General features: G+C 44.6%; 16 protein-coding genes and 1 pseudogene. 11 read left to right on the top strand and 6 right to left on the bottom strand.

Annotated features, from left to right (window positions below; all coding sequences use genetic code 11):
* Positions 1 to 2: 2 nt before the first annotated feature.
* Entirely contained in the window at positions 3 to 815 is an 813-nt protein-coding gene (locus AAAA78_RS12875; protein WP_340592445.1) for a M56 family metallopeptidase, read from the bottom strand.
* A gap of 146 nt (positions 816 to 961) precedes the next feature.
* On the opposite strand from AAAA78_RS12875, the gene AAAA78_RS12870 reads away from it, so the two are divergent.
* From AAAA78_RS12870 to AAAA78_RS12840, 7 genes are read left to right on the top strand one after another with little or no spacing between them, the layout of a single operon-like run.
* A complete protein-coding gene (locus tag AAAA78_RS12870) occupies positions 962 to 1936 on the top strand; it encodes an AAA family ATPase (protein WP_445292004.1) in 975 nt (324 codons plus the stop codon).
* The gene (locus AAAA78_RS12865; RefSeq protein ID WP_295901112.1) at positions 1936 to 2805 is read left to right on the top strand and encodes a DUF58 domain-containing protein; all 870 of its coding nucleotides are present in this window, start codon (positions 1936 to 1938) and stop codon (positions 2803 to 2805) included. The genes AAAA78_RS12870 and AAAA78_RS12865 overlap by 1 nt, the downstream gene beginning before the upstream one ends.
* On the top strand, positions 2805 to 3698 hold the full coding sequence (locus AAAA78_RS12860; protein ID WP_340592443.1) for a hypothetical protein: 894 nt from the start codon (positions 2805 to 2807) through the stop codon (positions 3696 to 3698). The genes AAAA78_RS12865 and AAAA78_RS12860 overlap by 1 nt, the downstream gene beginning before the upstream one ends.
* Positions 3695 to 4705, top strand: coding sequence for a vWA domain-containing protein (locus AAAA78_RS12855; RefSeq protein WP_340592442.1), 1011 nt, complete (start codon positions 3695 to 3697; stop codon positions 4703 to 4705). The genes AAAA78_RS12860 and AAAA78_RS12855 overlap by 4 nt, the downstream gene beginning before the upstream one ends.
* A complete protein-coding gene (locus AAAA78_RS12850) occupies positions 4705 to 5769 on the top strand; it encodes a vWA domain-containing protein (RefSeq protein WP_340592441.1) in 1065 nt (354 codons plus the stop codon). Before AAAA78_RS12855 ends, AAAA78_RS12850 begins: the two co-directional genes overlap by 1 nt.
* The gene (locus tag AAAA78_RS12845) at positions 5766 to 6521 is read left to right on the top strand and encodes a tetratricopeptide repeat protein (protein ID WP_340592440.1); all 756 of its coding nucleotides are present in this window, start codon (positions 5766 to 5768) and stop codon (positions 6519 to 6521) included. The genes AAAA78_RS12850 and AAAA78_RS12845 overlap by 4 nt, the downstream gene beginning before the upstream one ends.
* Positions 6505 to 8487, top strand: coding sequence for a BatD family protein (locus tag AAAA78_RS12840; RefSeq protein ID WP_340592439.1), 1983 nt, complete (start codon positions 6505 to 6507; stop codon positions 8485 to 8487). Before AAAA78_RS12845 ends, AAAA78_RS12840 begins: the two co-directional genes overlap by 17 nt.
* 6 nt (positions 8488 to 8493) lie before the next feature.
* On the opposite strand, the gene AAAA78_RS12835 is transcribed toward AAAA78_RS12840, so the two are convergent.
* Positions 8494 to 9039 carry a hypothetical protein gene (locus tag AAAA78_RS12835; protein ID WP_340592438.1) on the bottom strand — a complete coding sequence of 182 codons (546 nt, stop codon included), beginning with the start codon at positions 9037 to 9039 and terminating at the stop codon, positions 8494 to 8496.
* Between the two features lie 166 nt (positions 9040 to 9205).
* Here AAAA78_RS12835 and msrB point away from each other — a divergent pair.
* A pseudogene (gene msrB / locus AAAA78_RS12830) lies at positions 9206 to 9655 on the top strand (peptide-methionine (R)-S-oxide reductase MsrB); the annotation flags it as partial.
* A 108-nt stretch (positions 9656 to 9763) separates the two neighbouring features.
* Positions 9764 to 9910 carry a hypothetical protein gene (locus tag AAAA78_RS12825; RefSeq protein WP_340592437.1) on the top strand — a complete coding sequence of 49 codons (147 nt, stop codon included), beginning with the start codon at positions 9764 to 9766 and terminating at the stop codon, positions 9908 to 9910.
* A 3-nt stretch (positions 9911 to 9913) separates the two neighbouring features.
* Here the strand turns inward: AAAA78_RS12825 and AAAA78_RS12820 are convergent, their stop codons facing one another.
* The 3 genes from AAAA78_RS12820 to cobB all read right to left on the bottom strand — a co-directional run bounded on the left by AAAA78_RS12820 (position 9914) and on the right by cobB (position 11337).
* On the bottom strand, positions 9914 to 10234 hold the full coding sequence (locus AAAA78_RS12820; protein WP_340592436.1) for a helix-turn-helix transcriptional regulator: 321 nt from the start codon (positions 10232 to 10234) through the stop codon (positions 9914 to 9916).
* Positions 10224 to 10496 carry a type II toxin-antitoxin system RelE family toxin gene (locus AAAA78_RS19710; protein ID WP_445291983.1) on the bottom strand — a complete coding sequence of 91 codons (273 nt, stop codon included), beginning with the start codon at positions 10494 to 10496 and terminating at the stop codon, positions 10224 to 10226. The genes AAAA78_RS12820 and AAAA78_RS19710 overlap by 11 nt, the downstream gene beginning before the upstream one ends.
* Positions 10497 to 10620: 124 nt before the next feature.
* Positions 10621 to 11337 (bottom strand): Sir2 family NAD+-dependent deacetylase, encoded by a 717-nt coding sequence (gene cobB, locus AAAA78_RS12815; protein ID WP_340592435.1) that lies wholly within the window; start codon positions 11335 to 11337, stop codon positions 10621 to 10623.
* Positions 11338 to 11444: 107 nt separating this feature from the next.
* Here cobB and AAAA78_RS12810 point away from each other — a divergent pair, with 107 nt between their 5' ends.
* Both AAAA78_RS12810 and AAAA78_RS12805 read left to right on the top strand, forming a co-directional pair.
* Positions 11445 to 13706 carry an aconitate hydratase gene (locus AAAA78_RS12810; RefSeq protein WP_340592434.1) on the top strand — a complete coding sequence of 754 codons (2262 nt, stop codon included), beginning with the start codon at positions 11445 to 11447 and terminating at the stop codon, positions 13704 to 13706.
* A gap of 249 nt (positions 13707 to 13955) precedes the next feature.
* A complete protein-coding gene (locus AAAA78_RS12805; protein ID WP_340592433.1) occupies positions 13956 to 14444 on the top strand; it encodes a hypothetical protein in 489 nt (162 codons plus the stop codon).
* Here AAAA78_RS12805 and AAAA78_RS12800 read toward each other — a convergent pair.
* The gene (locus AAAA78_RS12800; RefSeq protein WP_295901136.1) at positions 14441 to 14947 is read right to left on the bottom strand and encodes a hypothetical protein; all 507 of its coding nucleotides are present in this window, start codon (positions 14945 to 14947) and stop codon (positions 14441 to 14443) included. The two genes, AAAA78_RS12805 and AAAA78_RS12800, sit on opposite strands and share 4 nt — an antisense overlap.
* Between the last annotated feature and the right edge of the window lie 40 nt (positions 14948 to 14987).

The raw sequence follows: 14987 nt of genomic DNA, 5'->3' as shown, positions 1-14987 counted from the left end.
AATTAGATGGGATAGTAACCCATTAATTTTTGTAGTCTCACTTCGATGGCAGGATGGGATTTTAAAAATAAATTTTTCTGATTAAAGCCCTCTGGATTCACCATGAAAAGGTGACTTGTGCACGGAGGAATTTCCAGAGGCTGAGTTTGTGCTAAGCCCTCCATGCGCCATAAAACTTCGCCCAATTGATGGCGGTTTTCGAGAAGTTCAGAGGCCATTAAGTCATTTTCAAAAAATGATTTTTCACCGACGACACTCTTAATGACAAACCAACCAATCGGAGAAAAAAGCGGCATGAAAAATTGCAAATTATACGGCAGGAAATTATCAAGAAATTGACCTAATCCCACAATGGAATTTGCAATAGTGCTTGTCACTCCAAAGGCGAAAGTATCAAGACGACGAATGTGACAAAGTTGATGGGCGACAACGGCCTCTAACTCTTTATCATCTAGTTTTTGTAGCAATCCAACCGTGAACCCCAACGAACTTCTTTTCCAAGATTGACCAACGCAAAAGGCATTCGCTGAAGAATGAGGAGTGATGTAGATCGCTGGCACCGGCATACGAAGTTTTGCCGACATTTTTTGAACTTTATCGATCAATCCCCAAGCGTCTTGGCCCTTCACTCGTTTCGCGTCGAGTTTTGCAAGAACGCGGCTTTCTCCATAAAAGAAAACGAAGAAGTTTAAGAATAGGGCTAAGAAGAACCCAATCAACAACCCCAGTCGTTCGCCTAATTGATAGCCCGCTATCAAGAGTGCGAGGGAGCTTGTGAGAATAAATATCCAGACTTTTGTATTGTTGTTGATCATAATAATTTTGTCCCACTTTCTTCGGCCCTTGGCAAGGGTAGAGGAAGCGCTGTTCTAGAAACTCTAAACTTGCGAACTTTAAAGGAAAAATGTGAAATAGATAGGTTACTTCTCTAGGAGGATCAGCAGTGAGCGAAGTCGATATCATGGCCCTTAATGCCGCCATCAAGCAAGAAAGCCAATTCATCGAAAAAATGATGGCCGAAATCAACAAAGTTGTCGTAGGTCAAAAAGAAATGGTGGAGGGCATCATGATGGGGCTTCTCACCGGCGGACACATCCTTCTTGAAGGTGTTCCGGGCTTGGCGAAGACTCTGACGATTGCCACAGTTTCTAAATCCATCTCTCTTGATTTCCAAAGAATCCAATTCACTCCCGATCTTTTGCCAACGGACTTAATCGGCACAATGATCTTTAATCCTAAATCAGGGGAGTTTGCACCACGCAAAGGTCCGATTTTCACCAACATCGTTTTGGCCGATGAGATCAACCGTGCGCCAGCGAAAGTTCAGTCGGCACTTCTTGAGGCGATGGCCGAAAAACAAGTCACTATCGGTGAAGAATCTTATCGACTTTCAAATCCGTTCTTAGTTTTGGCGACACAAAATCCGCTCGAACAAGAAGGAACGTATCCACTTCCAGAAGCACAGATGGACCGCTTCATGTTTAAGATCAACGTCGTTTACCCAGGAAAAGGCGAGGAGCTAGAGATCCTCAACCGCATGGGCACGAATGACAAACCAGAAGTGAATGCGGTGATTTCAAAAGAAGATCTTTTGCGCGCATCACAGCGTGCGGATCAAATCTACGTTGATAATAAAATTAAAAACTACATTGTTGAACTTATCATGGCGTCTCGTAAACCGGGTGAGTATGGTCTAAGCCGTATCGCTAATCTCATCAATGTCGGTGGTTCACCACGTGCGACGATCAGCTTGTATCGTGCAGCGAAAGCTCATGCGTTCTTGCGCGGTCGTGGTTATGTGACAGCCGAAGACGTGAAGGCGATTGCTTATCACGTGATGAGACATCGTTTGATTCTCACTTACGAAGCAGAAGCAGAAAACATCAAAACGGATGACATCATCAAAGAAATCTTGAGCCAAATTGAGGTGCCGTAGTGAGTTTACCTCCTGAGGTCTTAAAGAAAGTTAAACTCTTAGAGATCAACACAAGAAAACTTGTGAACAATCTCTTTGCGGGTGAATATCACACGGCCTTTAAAGGCCAAGGGATGACTTTCGCGGATTTCAGGGAGTACGTGCCGGGCGATGACGTGCGCAGTATTTCATGGCCTCTCACAGCGCGCACGGGAAAACCTTATATCAAAACTTTTGAAGAAGAGCGTGAGCTGACGTTGATTCTTGCTATTGACGTGAGCGGATCAAGTGACTTCGGAACGGGTCCTTATTTTAAAGGCGAAGTGATGACTCATATGGCGGCCCTTCTTGCATTTTCTGCGGTGAAGAATAATGACCAAATTGGTTTGTTGTTATTCAGTGACCAAGTCGAGCATTTTGTTCCGCCAAAAAAAGGCCGAGGACACGTGCATCGTCTTTTGCGCGATTTGTTCTACTATAAACCAAAAAGTCATCGCACGAAGTTGTCATCAAGCTTCACGTACCTTCAAGGTATTTTGAAAAAACGCGCGACTGTTTTTGTATTTAGCGATTTTATGGATGAAGGCTTCGATCAAAGCTTGCGCCTTTTGGGACGAAAGCATGACGTTGTGGCCTGTGTTGTGAATGATGCTGCGGAATATTCACTTCCAAAAATGGGAGTGATTGAAGTGCAAGATGCAGAGACCGGAGAAATTTTAACGGTCGACACGTCTTCACCGACGTTCCGCGCACAGTATGAAGAAGCTGTTCAAAAACGTAAAGAGCAGCGTGATCGTTTGTTGCGCTTGTCGCAAGTAGAACGTGTAGATGTTAGGTCCAGCGAGGACTACGTGAATCCTCTCGTGGCCTTTTTTAAGAAGAGAAAGTAATGGCAACTTTGCAGTGTAAAATGGAAATGCCTTCTGTCGAAGGGCTTAAAGACAACGAACTCACCGTTGGGCGAGAGTTTCTTATGGTCTGCGATGGCGAGGTTCCTAAAGATCTCGTGCAAGAAAAGTTGCATTTCGTTCTTAAGGCCGAAGAAAAATATCAAATTCATCTTTTAGGTTTCGAGTTTAGATCTCCAACACAAGTAGATATCAAAGCGACAGCTTACAAAGCTGGAAATTTCCAGTACCAAGATTTGCAACTGACCGACGGAACGCAAACTTTAAGCTTGGGACCTATTCAGTATGTTGTGCAAAGTGTGTTGCCTCCGCAGCAGCCCGGACAACCTCCAGTGCAACAAGAACCGTTTGGTCCGATTGGGCCTGCTTCGTTGTCAGTGCCGATGCTTTATTGGGCGATCTTAGCGGGTGTAATTGGTTTGTTCATTCTTCTTTGTGTGAGCAAAATCTATCGTGTCGTGCAAAGACGCAATATGCTCGAACGTTTAAAAGAACATGATTCAGCTTTAACACCATTAGCACAGTTTCATCAAAGCATGCGCCGCTTGCAAAGAACAAATACGGTGTTTTTTGGTGGAACCGTGGCGAATAAAGCGGACATCATTCAGTGCGTGACTGAAACTCAGCAAATGCTAAAACTTTACGTCACTCGTCGCTATCAAGTTCCTGCGATGGAGTGGAGTGATCGTTTGATTTTGAAAGATCTCAAAAAATACAATCACAAGGTTTATGTTGAATACGGCGACGAACTTAAAAAACTTCTTAAAGAGTACAGTCGCGGTATTCAAGATAAAGAAAACGTCACGGAGCAAGATGCCCTCAACATCGCGACTCACTGCCGTCAGCTTGTTGAAAAAATGGAGAGAGTGTCATGACCTATCATTCTCTCTGGGCCTTCTGGCTTATCCTTCCTTTGGTTCTGATTTTAGCTTGGACTTTGTGGAATCGTAAAAAGAAGACGCCGACTTTGCAGTTTGGTTCCGTCGCTCTTTTAAAAACGGTGACACCAAGCGTGCGCACGCGTTTGATGAATCTTCCAACGTTCCTAAAAGCTTTAGGAATTGTTCTTGCAATCATGGCGCTGGCGCGTCCGCAAACGATGAATACCAAAATTAAGAAAAATGTTGAGGGGATTGACATCGTTATTTGTCTCGACGTTTCAGACAGTATGTTGATTGAAGACATGAAGCCTCTAAATCGTCTTGAATCGGCAAAAGACACAATTAAAAAATTCATCGAAGGTCGTTCTTCAGACCGTATCGGTCTTGTGGTTTTTGCCGGAGAATCTTTCACTTTGGTGCCACCCACATTGGATTATCAACTTATCATTCAACGTGTGGGTGAAATCACCAGCGCTTCCAGTGCGAAAATCAAAGACGGAACAGCCTTGGGTGTGTCGATGGCAAATGCCGCTGGCCGCTTAAAAGATTCTCAAGCAAAAAGCCGTGTGATGATTTTCATGACGGACGGTGAAAATAACTCTGGAACGATTGATCCAGAGACGGGCCTTGAGATCGCCAAAGGTTACGGTATTAAAGTTTATTCGATTGGTATTGGTAAAGACGGTCCAACAAGAATTCCGGTTTATTCCCGCGATATTTTCGGTCAAAAAGTAAAAACGTATCAGCCGTTTGAAAGCACCGTGAACGAAGAACTGCTAGAGCGCATGGCAAAAGACACGGGCGGTAAATACTATCGCGCGACCAACGAAGGTGCTTTGCAGAGAATCTTTAACGACATCGATAATCTTGAAAAAACAAAAATCGACGTGAATAAATTCACTAACTACACAGAGCAATTCCCGCCGTATCTTGTGATGGGAATTATTTTGTATCTTGCGGGCTTGTTGCTGGGAAGATCTTGGTTAAGGAGGGTGCCATAATGTTTCGCTTTGAAAACTTAGCGGCATTCAATTATTTGTGGCTGATTCCGGTTATTATCATTATCGGATTCTTCTTTGATCGCAGATCCAAAAAACGCATGGAGACGGCGATTGGTTCGCGTCTTTATCCGTTTCTTTCTAGTTCCGTTTCAAATAAAAAACGAACGATAAAAACGACCTTGCAAGTTTTGGCCGTCTTCTTTTTTGTTTTGGCATTGGCGAGACCGCAAATGGGTGAAAGCCAACAAGAAGTTAAAAGCGAAGGTGTTGAAATCATTTTCGCCGTCGACGTTTCCGAAAGTATGATGGCCGAAGACGTAAAGCCTTCTCGTTTGGCGCAGGCCAAAGCGGAACTCAGTCGTTTGATTGATCTTATGCCTGGAAACAAAGTCGGTGTTGTTGCATTCGCGGGATCAGCGGCCTTGTTGTCTCCTCTGACGAATGATCCTGGCGCAATTAAAATGTACTTGGAATCTTTAGAGCCAAGCTCTGTTTCTTCTCAAGGTACAAACTTCACAGAAGCTTTAAAAATTTCAAAAGAAGCATTTGAGCGCGGTGGTGTGACAACGGATGAAACAGTGAAAGTCACACGTGTGATTTTGTTTGCTTCCGACGGTGAAGATCACGAACCGGGTGCCTATGAAGAAGCTAAGAAGTTGGCTGGCGAAGGCATTCGTATTTTCTCTTTAGCCTACGGCACTGAAAAAGGTGGCGCTATTCCTGTGCGCGATGGAATGGGTTTCCTTAAGGGTTATAAAAAAGATCGTCAAGGTCAGACTATTTTAACGACTGTGAAGGGTGATGCTTTAAGAGCCCTCGCTGAAGCGGGTAAAGGTAGTTTTTATTTTGCAACCTTCGGTGGCGATCAAACGAAACATTTGGTTGAAGACATCACGAAGCTTGAAAAAACACAGTTTGATTCCACGGTGGCCACTCAATACGAAGAACGATTCCAAACAGTTTTGTTAATTGGAATCGTCATTGCCTTACTTGAACTTTTCCTCGGCGAAAGACGCATGGGCTTCCGCTTTTGGAAAGGCCGTTACGAGGTACCACCGGCATGAAGCACTTAATTACTTTTAAAAAGCTTCCGGCTTTGTGCGTTTTTGTATTCGCGGTTTCGGGATGTGGTCCTGGAAGACCTCACCTTAAAACATTGGAACTGAATCGTGAAGGTAACAATGCGATCAAAGGACAAACTTATCCTGCGGCGATGGATAAGTACATTGAAGCTCTTCGTTATGATCCGTTTGTGGGGCAGTTGCATCTCAACTTGGGTCTGTCGTTAGAAGGTCTTCAACAGGCTGAGAAAGCCGTTCAGTCTTATAAAGAAGCTGAAAAGCTTGCGGAGAAAGAAAAGAACTTCCCATTGATGTTTATGGCGCGTTTTAATCAGGCGCAGCTTTTAGGCAAAGCTAAAAAAGTGGATGAAGCTTTGGCGATGTATCAAAAAGCGTTGGAAATCATTCCTTCTTCCAAGGAAACAAAAACCAATATTGAGCTTTTAACTCAAGCTCAACAAGGTGGCGGTGACGGTCAAAATCAGGACAAAAAAGATCAGCAGCAAGGTCAGCAGAACCAGCAGCAAAAACCGCAAGATGGTAAAGATCAAAAAGATAAAGACAAAAAAGATGAGCCCAAAGAGGGGCCTAAGCAGCAGTCTCCCAAATACAAACCTCGTCCATTCCAAGGAAAAGAACTTTCCGAGGGCGATGTGAAAAAAATCTTAGGGGAGCTAAAGCAGCAAGAGGAAAAAATCCGTGCGGAGTACAACCGCAAGGAAGTCAAGGAGCAGCCTCGTGACAAAGATTGGTAATTTTTTATTCTTCCTTAGTTTTTTATTCTGTGGATTTTTCGCACACGCCGCAGGCACGACGGTTCAATCTTCCGTCGACCGCAATGAAATGGGTGTGGGCGATACGTTTACTCTCACGGTTTCCGTTGTTTCAACAGACGATGTAGATGTGCAAGATCCGCGCATTCCGGATCTTGATGGTTTTGATTTACTCAACAACTGGCAATCAACGGCCGTTGCGCAGAAATTAGTGAACACCTCTAAAGGTATGCAGTTTGAAACTCAAAGACGTAAAGAGTTTCACTATATGTTAAGCGCAAAACGCCAGGGCACGTTAAGCGTTTCTTCGTTTGAAGTCGTCGTGAACGGAAAAGTTTTTCGCACACAACCTATCGTGATTAAAGTCGGAAGCCAAGGAACTGGCGGACAAATTCAAAAGCGTCCTTCACAAATGCCGGGAATGCCAGGCTCTGAAGATCCGTTTGAAGCCATGGATCAAGCCGAGGAAGAAATCTTTAATCAGCTTTTAAGACAGCGCCAAAGACTTCTTCAACAACAAATGGGACAAGCACCGGATGAAAACTTCCCATCAGCAGCGACAGGACTTCCTGAAGCCGCATTTAGAAGTCTTCCGACAAATCCCAATGAAGCGTTTTTTATCTCTGTAGAAGTTGATAAAACGGAAGTTTATGAAGGTGAACAAGTCACCGTGAATTGGTACATCTACACACGTGGCCAAATGGAAACTTTGGATCGTCTGAAATTCCCGAGCCTTCGCGGTTTCTGGAAAGAAATTATCGAAGAGGTTCCTTCAATCCAATTCACAGAAGAAATTGTAAACGGTATTCCCTGGAAAAAGGCTTTGCTCGCCTCTCACGCTCTTTTCCCAATCAAAGCCGGTACTGCTGTGATTGACGAATACAAAATCAAATCTCGTGTGCGTTTGCCATCGCAAGGGTTGGGTGGCTTTTATGGCCGACCTTACGAGTACACAAAAAGCTCAGCGCGCGTTGATATCAAAGTAAAACCTTTGCCCGTCGAAGGCCGTCCTTCTGATTTTACCGGAGCCGTTGGTCAGTTTGATGTCCATGCGAGTGTTGAAAACAACACGGTTCCTGTAAATCAACCTGTGAGCCTTAAAGTTCGTTTTGAGGGTGCCGGAAATGCGAAGCTTATTGATTTGCCAGCTTTGAATTTGCCAACGGGTCTTGAACAGTACGACACAAAATCAGAATCGAAATTCTTTAAAAATGGTCGCAGTTATAAAGAATTTGAAGTGCTCGTGATTCCAAGACAAGAAGGGGATGTGACGATCCCTGCTTTGAGTGTCAGCATGTTTGATCCTCAATCAAAAAAATACTACACGAAGTCCACTCAGCCGATCAGTTTAAAGATTGTGAATAACCCGAATGCGCCCGTGGGGTCATCCTCCAGAATGGCGGAAGCGGGCAAACCTGCTGCAAAACCAACCGTCCCAGAAAACAGACTTCCAGATCCTGTGATGGTGTGGGAGCCTGCCACACAAGCCAGTGTTCTTTATCGCCCCTGGTTGTGGGCCGTAGTTTACGGCGGAATTTTGTTGGGCCTTCTTGCAAAAACTCAAAGAGAATTCGGATGGGGACGCCGTCGCCGTACATTGAAAGAGCTTGTGCAAAAACGCTACAAACAAGTGGATAGCGCTCTTTCTAAAAACGACTACCGCAAAGTGGGCGTTGAAATGACGAACATCTTCTACGTCATTTTAGGTGAGGTTGCCGGTGAAGGCGGAGCCTCTCAAGAGATCGAAAGATTGTTAGCCCTCATGCCGCCAAGTGTGCGTCGAGATCATGGAACTGAAATTGCGAAGAATTTTGAAATTTTCCAAACGTTGAGTTTTGCGCCCGAAGAAATGTTGGGAAGCCTCAAGGACACGGCAACAATGAAGTCCAATGTCGAGCGTGCAAAAAAAGTAATCAGCTCTGTGATCTCGGCAGTGGAAGTAAAATAACTTCCACTATTGCTTAACGTAAAATCTTGGATCCAACTTATCAAAACGGCGCTCCGCCGTTTTGCCGTTTTTAGAAGATGTCGGTATTCCTAAGAATAAATTTATTTTGTCGCCATCGGCTTTCAGATCAAAGATGTTGTAAAGAATTTCTCCTTCACGCGGTTGGAAAAAATCATCACAAGTGCGTCCTGTGACGACTTTCTTTTCATTCGTTTTCCAATCTACAAAACCGCAGAAGCCGATCTGATTAAGGGCTTCGCTCACGATTTCCGAAAGAGGCGTGTAGGAAGCTTCAAGAGTCGCCATATCCAGGTTTTTATCTTGAACAGCCGATTTATATTTTACTTCGTAAATGATGTACGGAGTTTGGCAGTTCTCTTCTTCAAAAGCTGTGTGCGTGATTGTCCAAAGTTCATTCTCTGCGTTGAGCAAAGTTTGAAGTGCATCGGAGTCATCAACGTAACAAGAGCGCAGAAATTTTCCTTGTGGAATGACAGTCTCAGCAAGGCTTACGAATGGAAATAATAAAAATAAAATCAAAAAAGCTTTCATAAATCAGAGCTTATATAAACCCTGCTCAAAATCAAACAGATATAATGAAATATGCGAGGTGTTTATGAAAACCTTTTTTCTAACGGCAGGCCTGTTGTGGGGCCTCGGAGGAGTGGTTATGAGCAAAGATTTCTCTCACTATCACAAACCGGATCCATCCGTCTTAAAGCGACAACTCAATTCATTGCAATACGAAGTGACTCAGATGGAGGGAACGGAAAGACCTTTTAACAATAAATATTGGGACAACAAAGAAGAGGGCATTTACGTGGACATTGTTTCGGGCGAACCTCTTTTTAGTTCCAAAGACAAATACGATTCAGGGACAGGATGGCCGAGCTTCACAAGGCCTTTGGAAGCCGAACACATCACAACCAAAGTGGACACTCAACTTTCTTTGCCACGAACGGAAGTTCGCAGCAAGTTAGGGGATTCTCACTTAGGACATCTTTTTAACGACGGTCCCGGCCCTGATCACAAACGCTATTGTATGAATTCAGCAGCACTGCGTTTTATTCCTGTGAAGGATTTAGAAAAAGAAGGCTACGGTGAATATTTGTCTCTTTTCCAGGAACATAAAAAAGGAGAGCCCGAAGCGGGAGCTCCGGGATATTAAATTTTCTCAGTGAGTTTTCGTTTTCCGTCGGAAGTGACGAAGTGTTTGGCTTTCAAAAGTTTTATCTTTAGGTTTAGGTTTCTCTCTTCTAAAAAAAGGGAGAAACCTATGCGTTTAATTCTTGCGAGTTTAACTTTGTTGTTAGCGTCTTCAGCTTTTGCGGCGAAAGACAATTGCCAAAAATATTTTGCTTATGATCGTTACATGCAAGCCGACCAAGTCATCACATCCAGCCGTTGTTATTCTGGTTGGTAATCGTTAGGCGCTTTCGATTGTGACTTTGTAATTAAAACCGGCGGCATGAAGTGAGTCTCTCAGGGCTATCATAATTAATGCTGGCTCTGAGTAGCCCAGTTTTTTAGCGATTTTCGCTGCACGGGCTGGGGAGGGAATGCGTCTTCCCTTTTCCAAATCACACAGACTTTGCACAGATATGCCGAGTTTTTTTGCAAACTGTTTTTGGCTCATTTCGTCACCTACACGCCAAGCCCACAAGAATTCCGCAACACTGAGTCGGCCGAATTTTCGTTCTAACATCGTCAACGCATCTTCTCTTTTGGTTTTTCTTTTAGTAGTCATGTTTGTGAACCTCCAATAGTTCTATAAGGACTCTGTCTTCAATGATGCGGTAACTAAGCCGATATGCCTTAGTTAGGCGAACTGAGCGTTGTCCTATTCGATTTCCTTTTAAGGGCTCATCGTGAAGATCCGGATTTTTAGCCGTTTCGTGAATTCCAAAATTAGTAACTGAGAAAGTCCATGCCTCTACTTTTGATTGAATATATGCCGGTACTTTTTCTATCTGCTTTTCGAACAGCCGCGAATACAAAACTCGAGTCACCAAGCTCTCCTTAACTAATACGTCAATTTGACGTATTTTTCAATAAAATTGATAAGGAGGCGGTTATTCAACAATAAGACCGCTGCTGAACTCAAATAGGCTGTATTTTATACCCTGCAGAGGATCAGGATTCGGACCCCAAAAATTCTTTGATAAAACGTGGGACCTCTTCTGAAGCGGGTCCTATGAAATGTTGTTCGAAGGCTGACGAAATTTCTGTGTCTTTGAGATTGATTTCGATTTTTTTGGCTTTCCACGCAAGTCTTACGAAACCGGCGGCGGGATAGACGTTTCCACTCGTGCCGATAGAAACAAAATAATCGGCCTTGTCGAGGGCGTTGTAGATTTCCTCCATGTGATGGGGCATCTCGCCAAACCAAACGATATCGGGCCTCACTCCGCCTTTTCGCCCACAATGTAGGCAGGGTTCATCCACCGCAAGATCTTCGGTCCATTCGAAATGCTCATCACAGTGCAAACAGAAAACACGGTCCAAGCGCCCGTGCATGTGCAAAAGATTTTTAGAGCCTGCGCGTCGATGGAGGTTGTCGACATTTTGAGTGACCAGCAGAAAGTTCCCCTCCCACTGGCGTTCCAATTCTGCGAGAGCCAAATGAGCGGCGTTCGGCTGGATTTTCGTGTCCTTCAGTTGAGCACGTCTCATGTTGTAGAAGCGCTGAACAAGAACGGGATCTCGAGCAAAAGCTTCAGGAGTGGCGACATCTTCAATTTGATGCTCCTCCCAAAGTCCGTCTTGGTCGCGAAACGTGCGAATGCCGCTCTCAGCTGAGATTCCAGCCCCGGTGAGAATGACGATGTTCTTAAAAAGCCTTAAGTCCATTATGCCTCGCGCCGTGGGTCCATCGAAAGACGCCATCATGGCATTTTTATTGAGCTTTCAACTGATTTTCATTAGGATGGGGCGTTCTTCAAAGAAAGGCAATAACAATGGCTTCTAAAATCGAAACGTCACCAGAAATGGTACAGAACGTTTACAAAAAGACAGCAGAAAGATTGGCTGTCGTTCGCAATCGTTTGAACCGCCCTTTGACTTTGGCGGAAAAAATCTTGTTCGGTCACTTGGATGATCCACAAAACCAAGAGTTGGTTCGTGGCGAAAGTTTCTTGTTGTTAAGACCAGACCGTGTAGCAATGCAAGATGCGACAGCACAAATGGCTTTGTTGCAATTCATGCTTGCTGGAAAAGATGAAGCAGCCGTTCCTTCAACAGTTCACTGCGATCACTTGATCCAAGCTTACAAAGGTAAAGATGCAGACATGAATGCATCGAACATGTCGAACAAAGAAGTTTTTGAATTCTTGGCGACAACGTCTTCTCGTTACAACATCGGCTTCTGGAGACCAGGCGCGGGTATCATTCACCAAGTTATTCTTGAGAACTACGCGTTCCCAGGTGGTTTGATGATCGGTACAGACTCTCACACTCCGAATGCGGGTGGTTTGGGTATGTGTGCAGTGGGTGTTGGTGGATCTGACGCTTCTGACGTAATGGTAGGACTTCCTTGGGAAGTTAAAAATCCAAAATTGATCGGTGTGCACCTTAAAGGAAAATTGGGCGGCTGGGCTTCTGCAAAAGACGTGATCTTGAAACTTTGCGGAATGCTAACTGTTAAAGGTGGAACAGATAAAATCGTTGAGTACTTCGGTGAAGGCACTTCTTCGATCTCTTGCACAGGTAAAGCTACAATCACAAACATGGGTGCTGAGTTGGGTGCAACTTGCTCTGTATTCCCATACGATGAGCGCATGGGCGCTTACTTGAAATCAACAGGCCGTGATGAGCTTTCTAAAATTGCGGATGCTCACAAAGACATCTTGTCTGCGGATGCTGACGTGATTGCAAATCCAGGCAAATACTTCGACGAAGTTTACGAAATCGATTTGTCTGCGTTGGAGCCACACCTTGTGGGTCCTCACACTCCAGACTTGGCTCGCCCTATCTCGGCTCTTAAAAAAGAAGTGGCAGAGAAAGGTTATACAGTTAAGATTTCTTCTGCATTGATCGGTTCTTGCACAAACTCTTCTTACGAAGATATTGGCAGAGCTGCATTCGTAGCAAAACAAGCTATGGATATCGGCGTGAAAATGAATCAACCGTTCTTGGTTTCTCCGGGTTCTACACAAATCCAAAAAACGATCGAGCGCGACGGTCAAATGGCGACATTCAACGAAGTGGGCGCAACAGTTCTTGCAAACGCTTGTGGACCTTGCATCGGTCAATGGAAACGTGATGATGTGAAGACAGGCGAGAAAAACACGATCGTGACTTCTTTCAACCGTAACTTCCGCGCACGTAACGATGCGAACCCAGAAACTTTGGCGTTCATCGGTTCTCCTGAAATCGTGATGGCGTTGGGTCTTGCAGGCCGTTTGGATTTCAACCCTGCGACTGATGAGCTTGAAGGACCTAAAGGCAAAGTGAAGTTGCAAGCTCCAGTAGCTCCAGAACTTCCTGCAAAAGGTTTCATCCCTGATACTGAAGGTTACCAAAAACCAGCAGGTGCTCAGGCGCAAGTGGCAGTGAGCCCAACTTCTGAGCGTCTTCAACTTCTTTCTCCATTCACAAAATGGGATGGTAAAGACTTCGTTGATAACCTCGTACTTGCAAAAGCAAAAGGGAAGTGCACGACAGATCATATCTCTCCGGGTGGTAAATGGTTGAACTACCGTGGTCACTTGGACAACATCTCTAACAACATGTTGTTGGGTGCGGATAACGCATTCACAGGTGAGATCGGCAAAGGTAAAAACCTTTTGACGGGTCAAACAGGTCTTGAGTTCGCACAAATCGCTCGCCAATATCAAAAAGCTCATAAAGGCTGGGTGATCATCGGTGACGAAAACTACGGTGAAGGTTCTTCTCGTGAGCACGCAGCGATGTCTCCAAGATTCTTGGGTTGCACAGCTGTGATCACAAAATCATTCGCTCGTATCCACGAAACAAACTTGAAAAAACAAGGTGTTCTTGCTTTGACGTTCGCAAATCCAAAAGATTACGACAAAATCCAAGAAGCTGACACTGTGAGCCTTGTGGACTTGAAAGATCTTGCTCCTGGTAAACCAGTGAAGATGAACATCAAGCACCAAGACGGTTCGACTGAATCCATCGAGTTGAAACACACTTACAACGCAGAACAATTGAAATGGTTCCGCGCAGGAAGTGCCTTGAACTTGATCCGCGGTCTGTAAGTCGGCGGACGCCGGCAGAGCCGAAGCGCCTGTGGCGCGTAGGCTGAAGCAGCATCAACTAAAAGCCTCGGGCGAAATCCCCGGGGCTTTTTCATTTTCAACTATGACGATGGTCGAGTTGGGTTTGAAGAGTTGAGCAACTCTCAAATATTTTTTAAATGGCTTACGACCGAGCAGCACTTTGTGCTTTGTGATTCTAAATATGTCTGCGACGATGTCCGATAAGTTTTCGAATTTCAAAGGTGAATCATGGCTCTTCAACTCTCATTCAGCATTAGCGATAAATGCACGACCATTCTGCTTCGAGGCAGTTTGAACGAGTACGCGTCGGCGCTTGATGGGGTGGAAGTAAATCCTAATTTTGATCTCAATATCGATTTGAAGGATTTAAAGAGCATCAACTCTTTGGGCATTCGCAATTTTCACGCGTGGATTCACAGAATTCAATGTCAGCGTTTGCGCCTGTTCTATTGCCCGCGTCCGTTCATCAATCAAATGAATCTTGTCGAAGGTTTTCTGCCGGACAAGGCGGAGATCGAAAGTTTCTTTGTGCCGTATTACTCTGAAAGAACGGGCGAGGATGCGATGGTCCTCTACACAAAATATTTGGAATATAAAAAAAGCGATGACGGTAAAATCGTTTTAAGTTTTCCCGAGATGCAGGATTCGGAGGGCAATAAGATGGAACTTGATATCTTCAAAGACCAATACTTCCGCTTCCTCGACAAGTATTATTAAAAGCCTCTGTGCAAAAATGTCTTAAGCAGCTTCGGCCCCATGGTCAGCCAAAAATAAAACGCTAAAGAGTTAAACACCACCGCCCACATAAGACGCTTGCGGCTTTTATCACTCAACGGAACTTCGGTGCGTAAAACTCGGTAGCCCAATGACATTGAATAAAAATTGCAAATAACAGGAATTAGAAGACAACCTAAGATTGCGTTCCAAAGAGCTTTCTTTGCCAAATCTTGAGTGTTCTCATCGTATTCTTCGACAATTTTTAATGGACGATCTTGCTCACGACTTTCAAGTGCGTGAGAAGCTTCCATGAATTCGTGCTCGGGGATTTCAAGCGTTAGTCTTCCAAGAAGCTGTCCCAAGTGCGGAGCCACGGATCTGGTTTGCTCATCCCGAACTCGTGGATGCAAACCTTGCGACTCAAGAAATGATTTAACGACCTGGGCTTCACCAATGTCTGCACAAACCATCAAAAATACATAACCAGATTGCTCTTGAGTCATGGATTGATTTTCATCGATGTTCCAAGGGCAGACAAGATAT

The organism is Bdellovibrio sp. BCCA, from assembly GCF_037996825.1.
In the GTDB taxonomy this organism is placed as follows: domain Bacteria; phylum Bdellovibrionota; class Bdellovibrionia; order Bdellovibrionales; family Bdellovibrionaceae; genus Bdellovibrio.
Note: the sequence above shows the minus strand (reverse complement) of the source record. Positions and strands in the feature narration are given on the sequence as shown.

Bases quoted from the DNA above. Each gene is read 5' to 3' on its own strand.
- AAAA78_RS12875 (WP_340592445.1), bottom strand. From the start codon at position 815: ATGATCAACAACAATACAAAAGTCTGGATATTTATTCTCACAAGCTCC.
- AAAA78_RS12870 (WP_445292004.1), top strand. From the start codon at position 962: ATGGCCCTTAATGCCGCCATCAAGCAAGAAAGCCAATTCATCGAAAAA.
- AAAA78_RS12860 (WP_340592443.1), top strand. From the start codon at position 2,805: ATGGCAACTTTGCAGTGTAAAATGGAAATGCCTTCTGTCGAAGGGCTT.
- AAAA78_RS12855 (WP_340592442.1), top strand. From the start codon at position 3,695: ATGACCTATCATTCTCTCTGGGCCTTCTGGCTTATCCTTCCTTTGGTT.
- AAAA78_RS12850 (WP_340592441.1), top strand. From the start codon at position 4,705: ATGTTTCGCTTTGAAAACTTAGCGGCATTCAATTATTTGTGGCTGATT.
- AAAA78_RS12845 (WP_340592440.1), top strand. From the start codon at position 5,766: ATGAAGCACTTAATTACTTTTAAAAAGCTTCCGGCTTTGTGCGTTTTT.
- AAAA78_RS12835 (WP_340592438.1), bottom strand. From the start codon at position 9,039: ATGAAAGCTTTTTTGATTTTATTTTTATTATTTCCATTCGTAAGCCTT.
- AAAA78_RS12825 (WP_340592437.1), top strand. From the start codon at position 9,764: ATGCGTTTAATTCTTGCGAGTTTAACTTTGTTGTTAGCGTCTTCAGCT.
- AAAA78_RS12820 (WP_340592436.1), bottom strand. From the start codon at position 10,234: ATGACTACTAAAAGAAAAACCAAAAGAGAAGATGCGTTGACGATGTTA.
- cobB (WP_340592435.1), bottom strand. From the start codon at position 11,337: ATGGACTTAAGGCTTTTTAAGAACATCGTCATTCTCACCGGGGCTGGA.
- AAAA78_RS12810 (WP_340592434.1), top strand. From the start codon at position 11,445: ATGGCTTCTAAAATCGAAACGTCACCAGAAATGGTACAGAACGTTTAC.
- AAAA78_RS12805 (WP_340592433.1), top strand. From the start codon at position 13,956: ATGGCTCTTCAACTCTCATTCAGCATTAGCGATAAATGCACGACCATT.
- AAAA78_RS12800 (WP_295901136.1), bottom strand. From the start codon at position 14,947: ATGACTCAAGAGCAATCTGGTTATGTATTTTTGATGGTTTGTGCAGAC.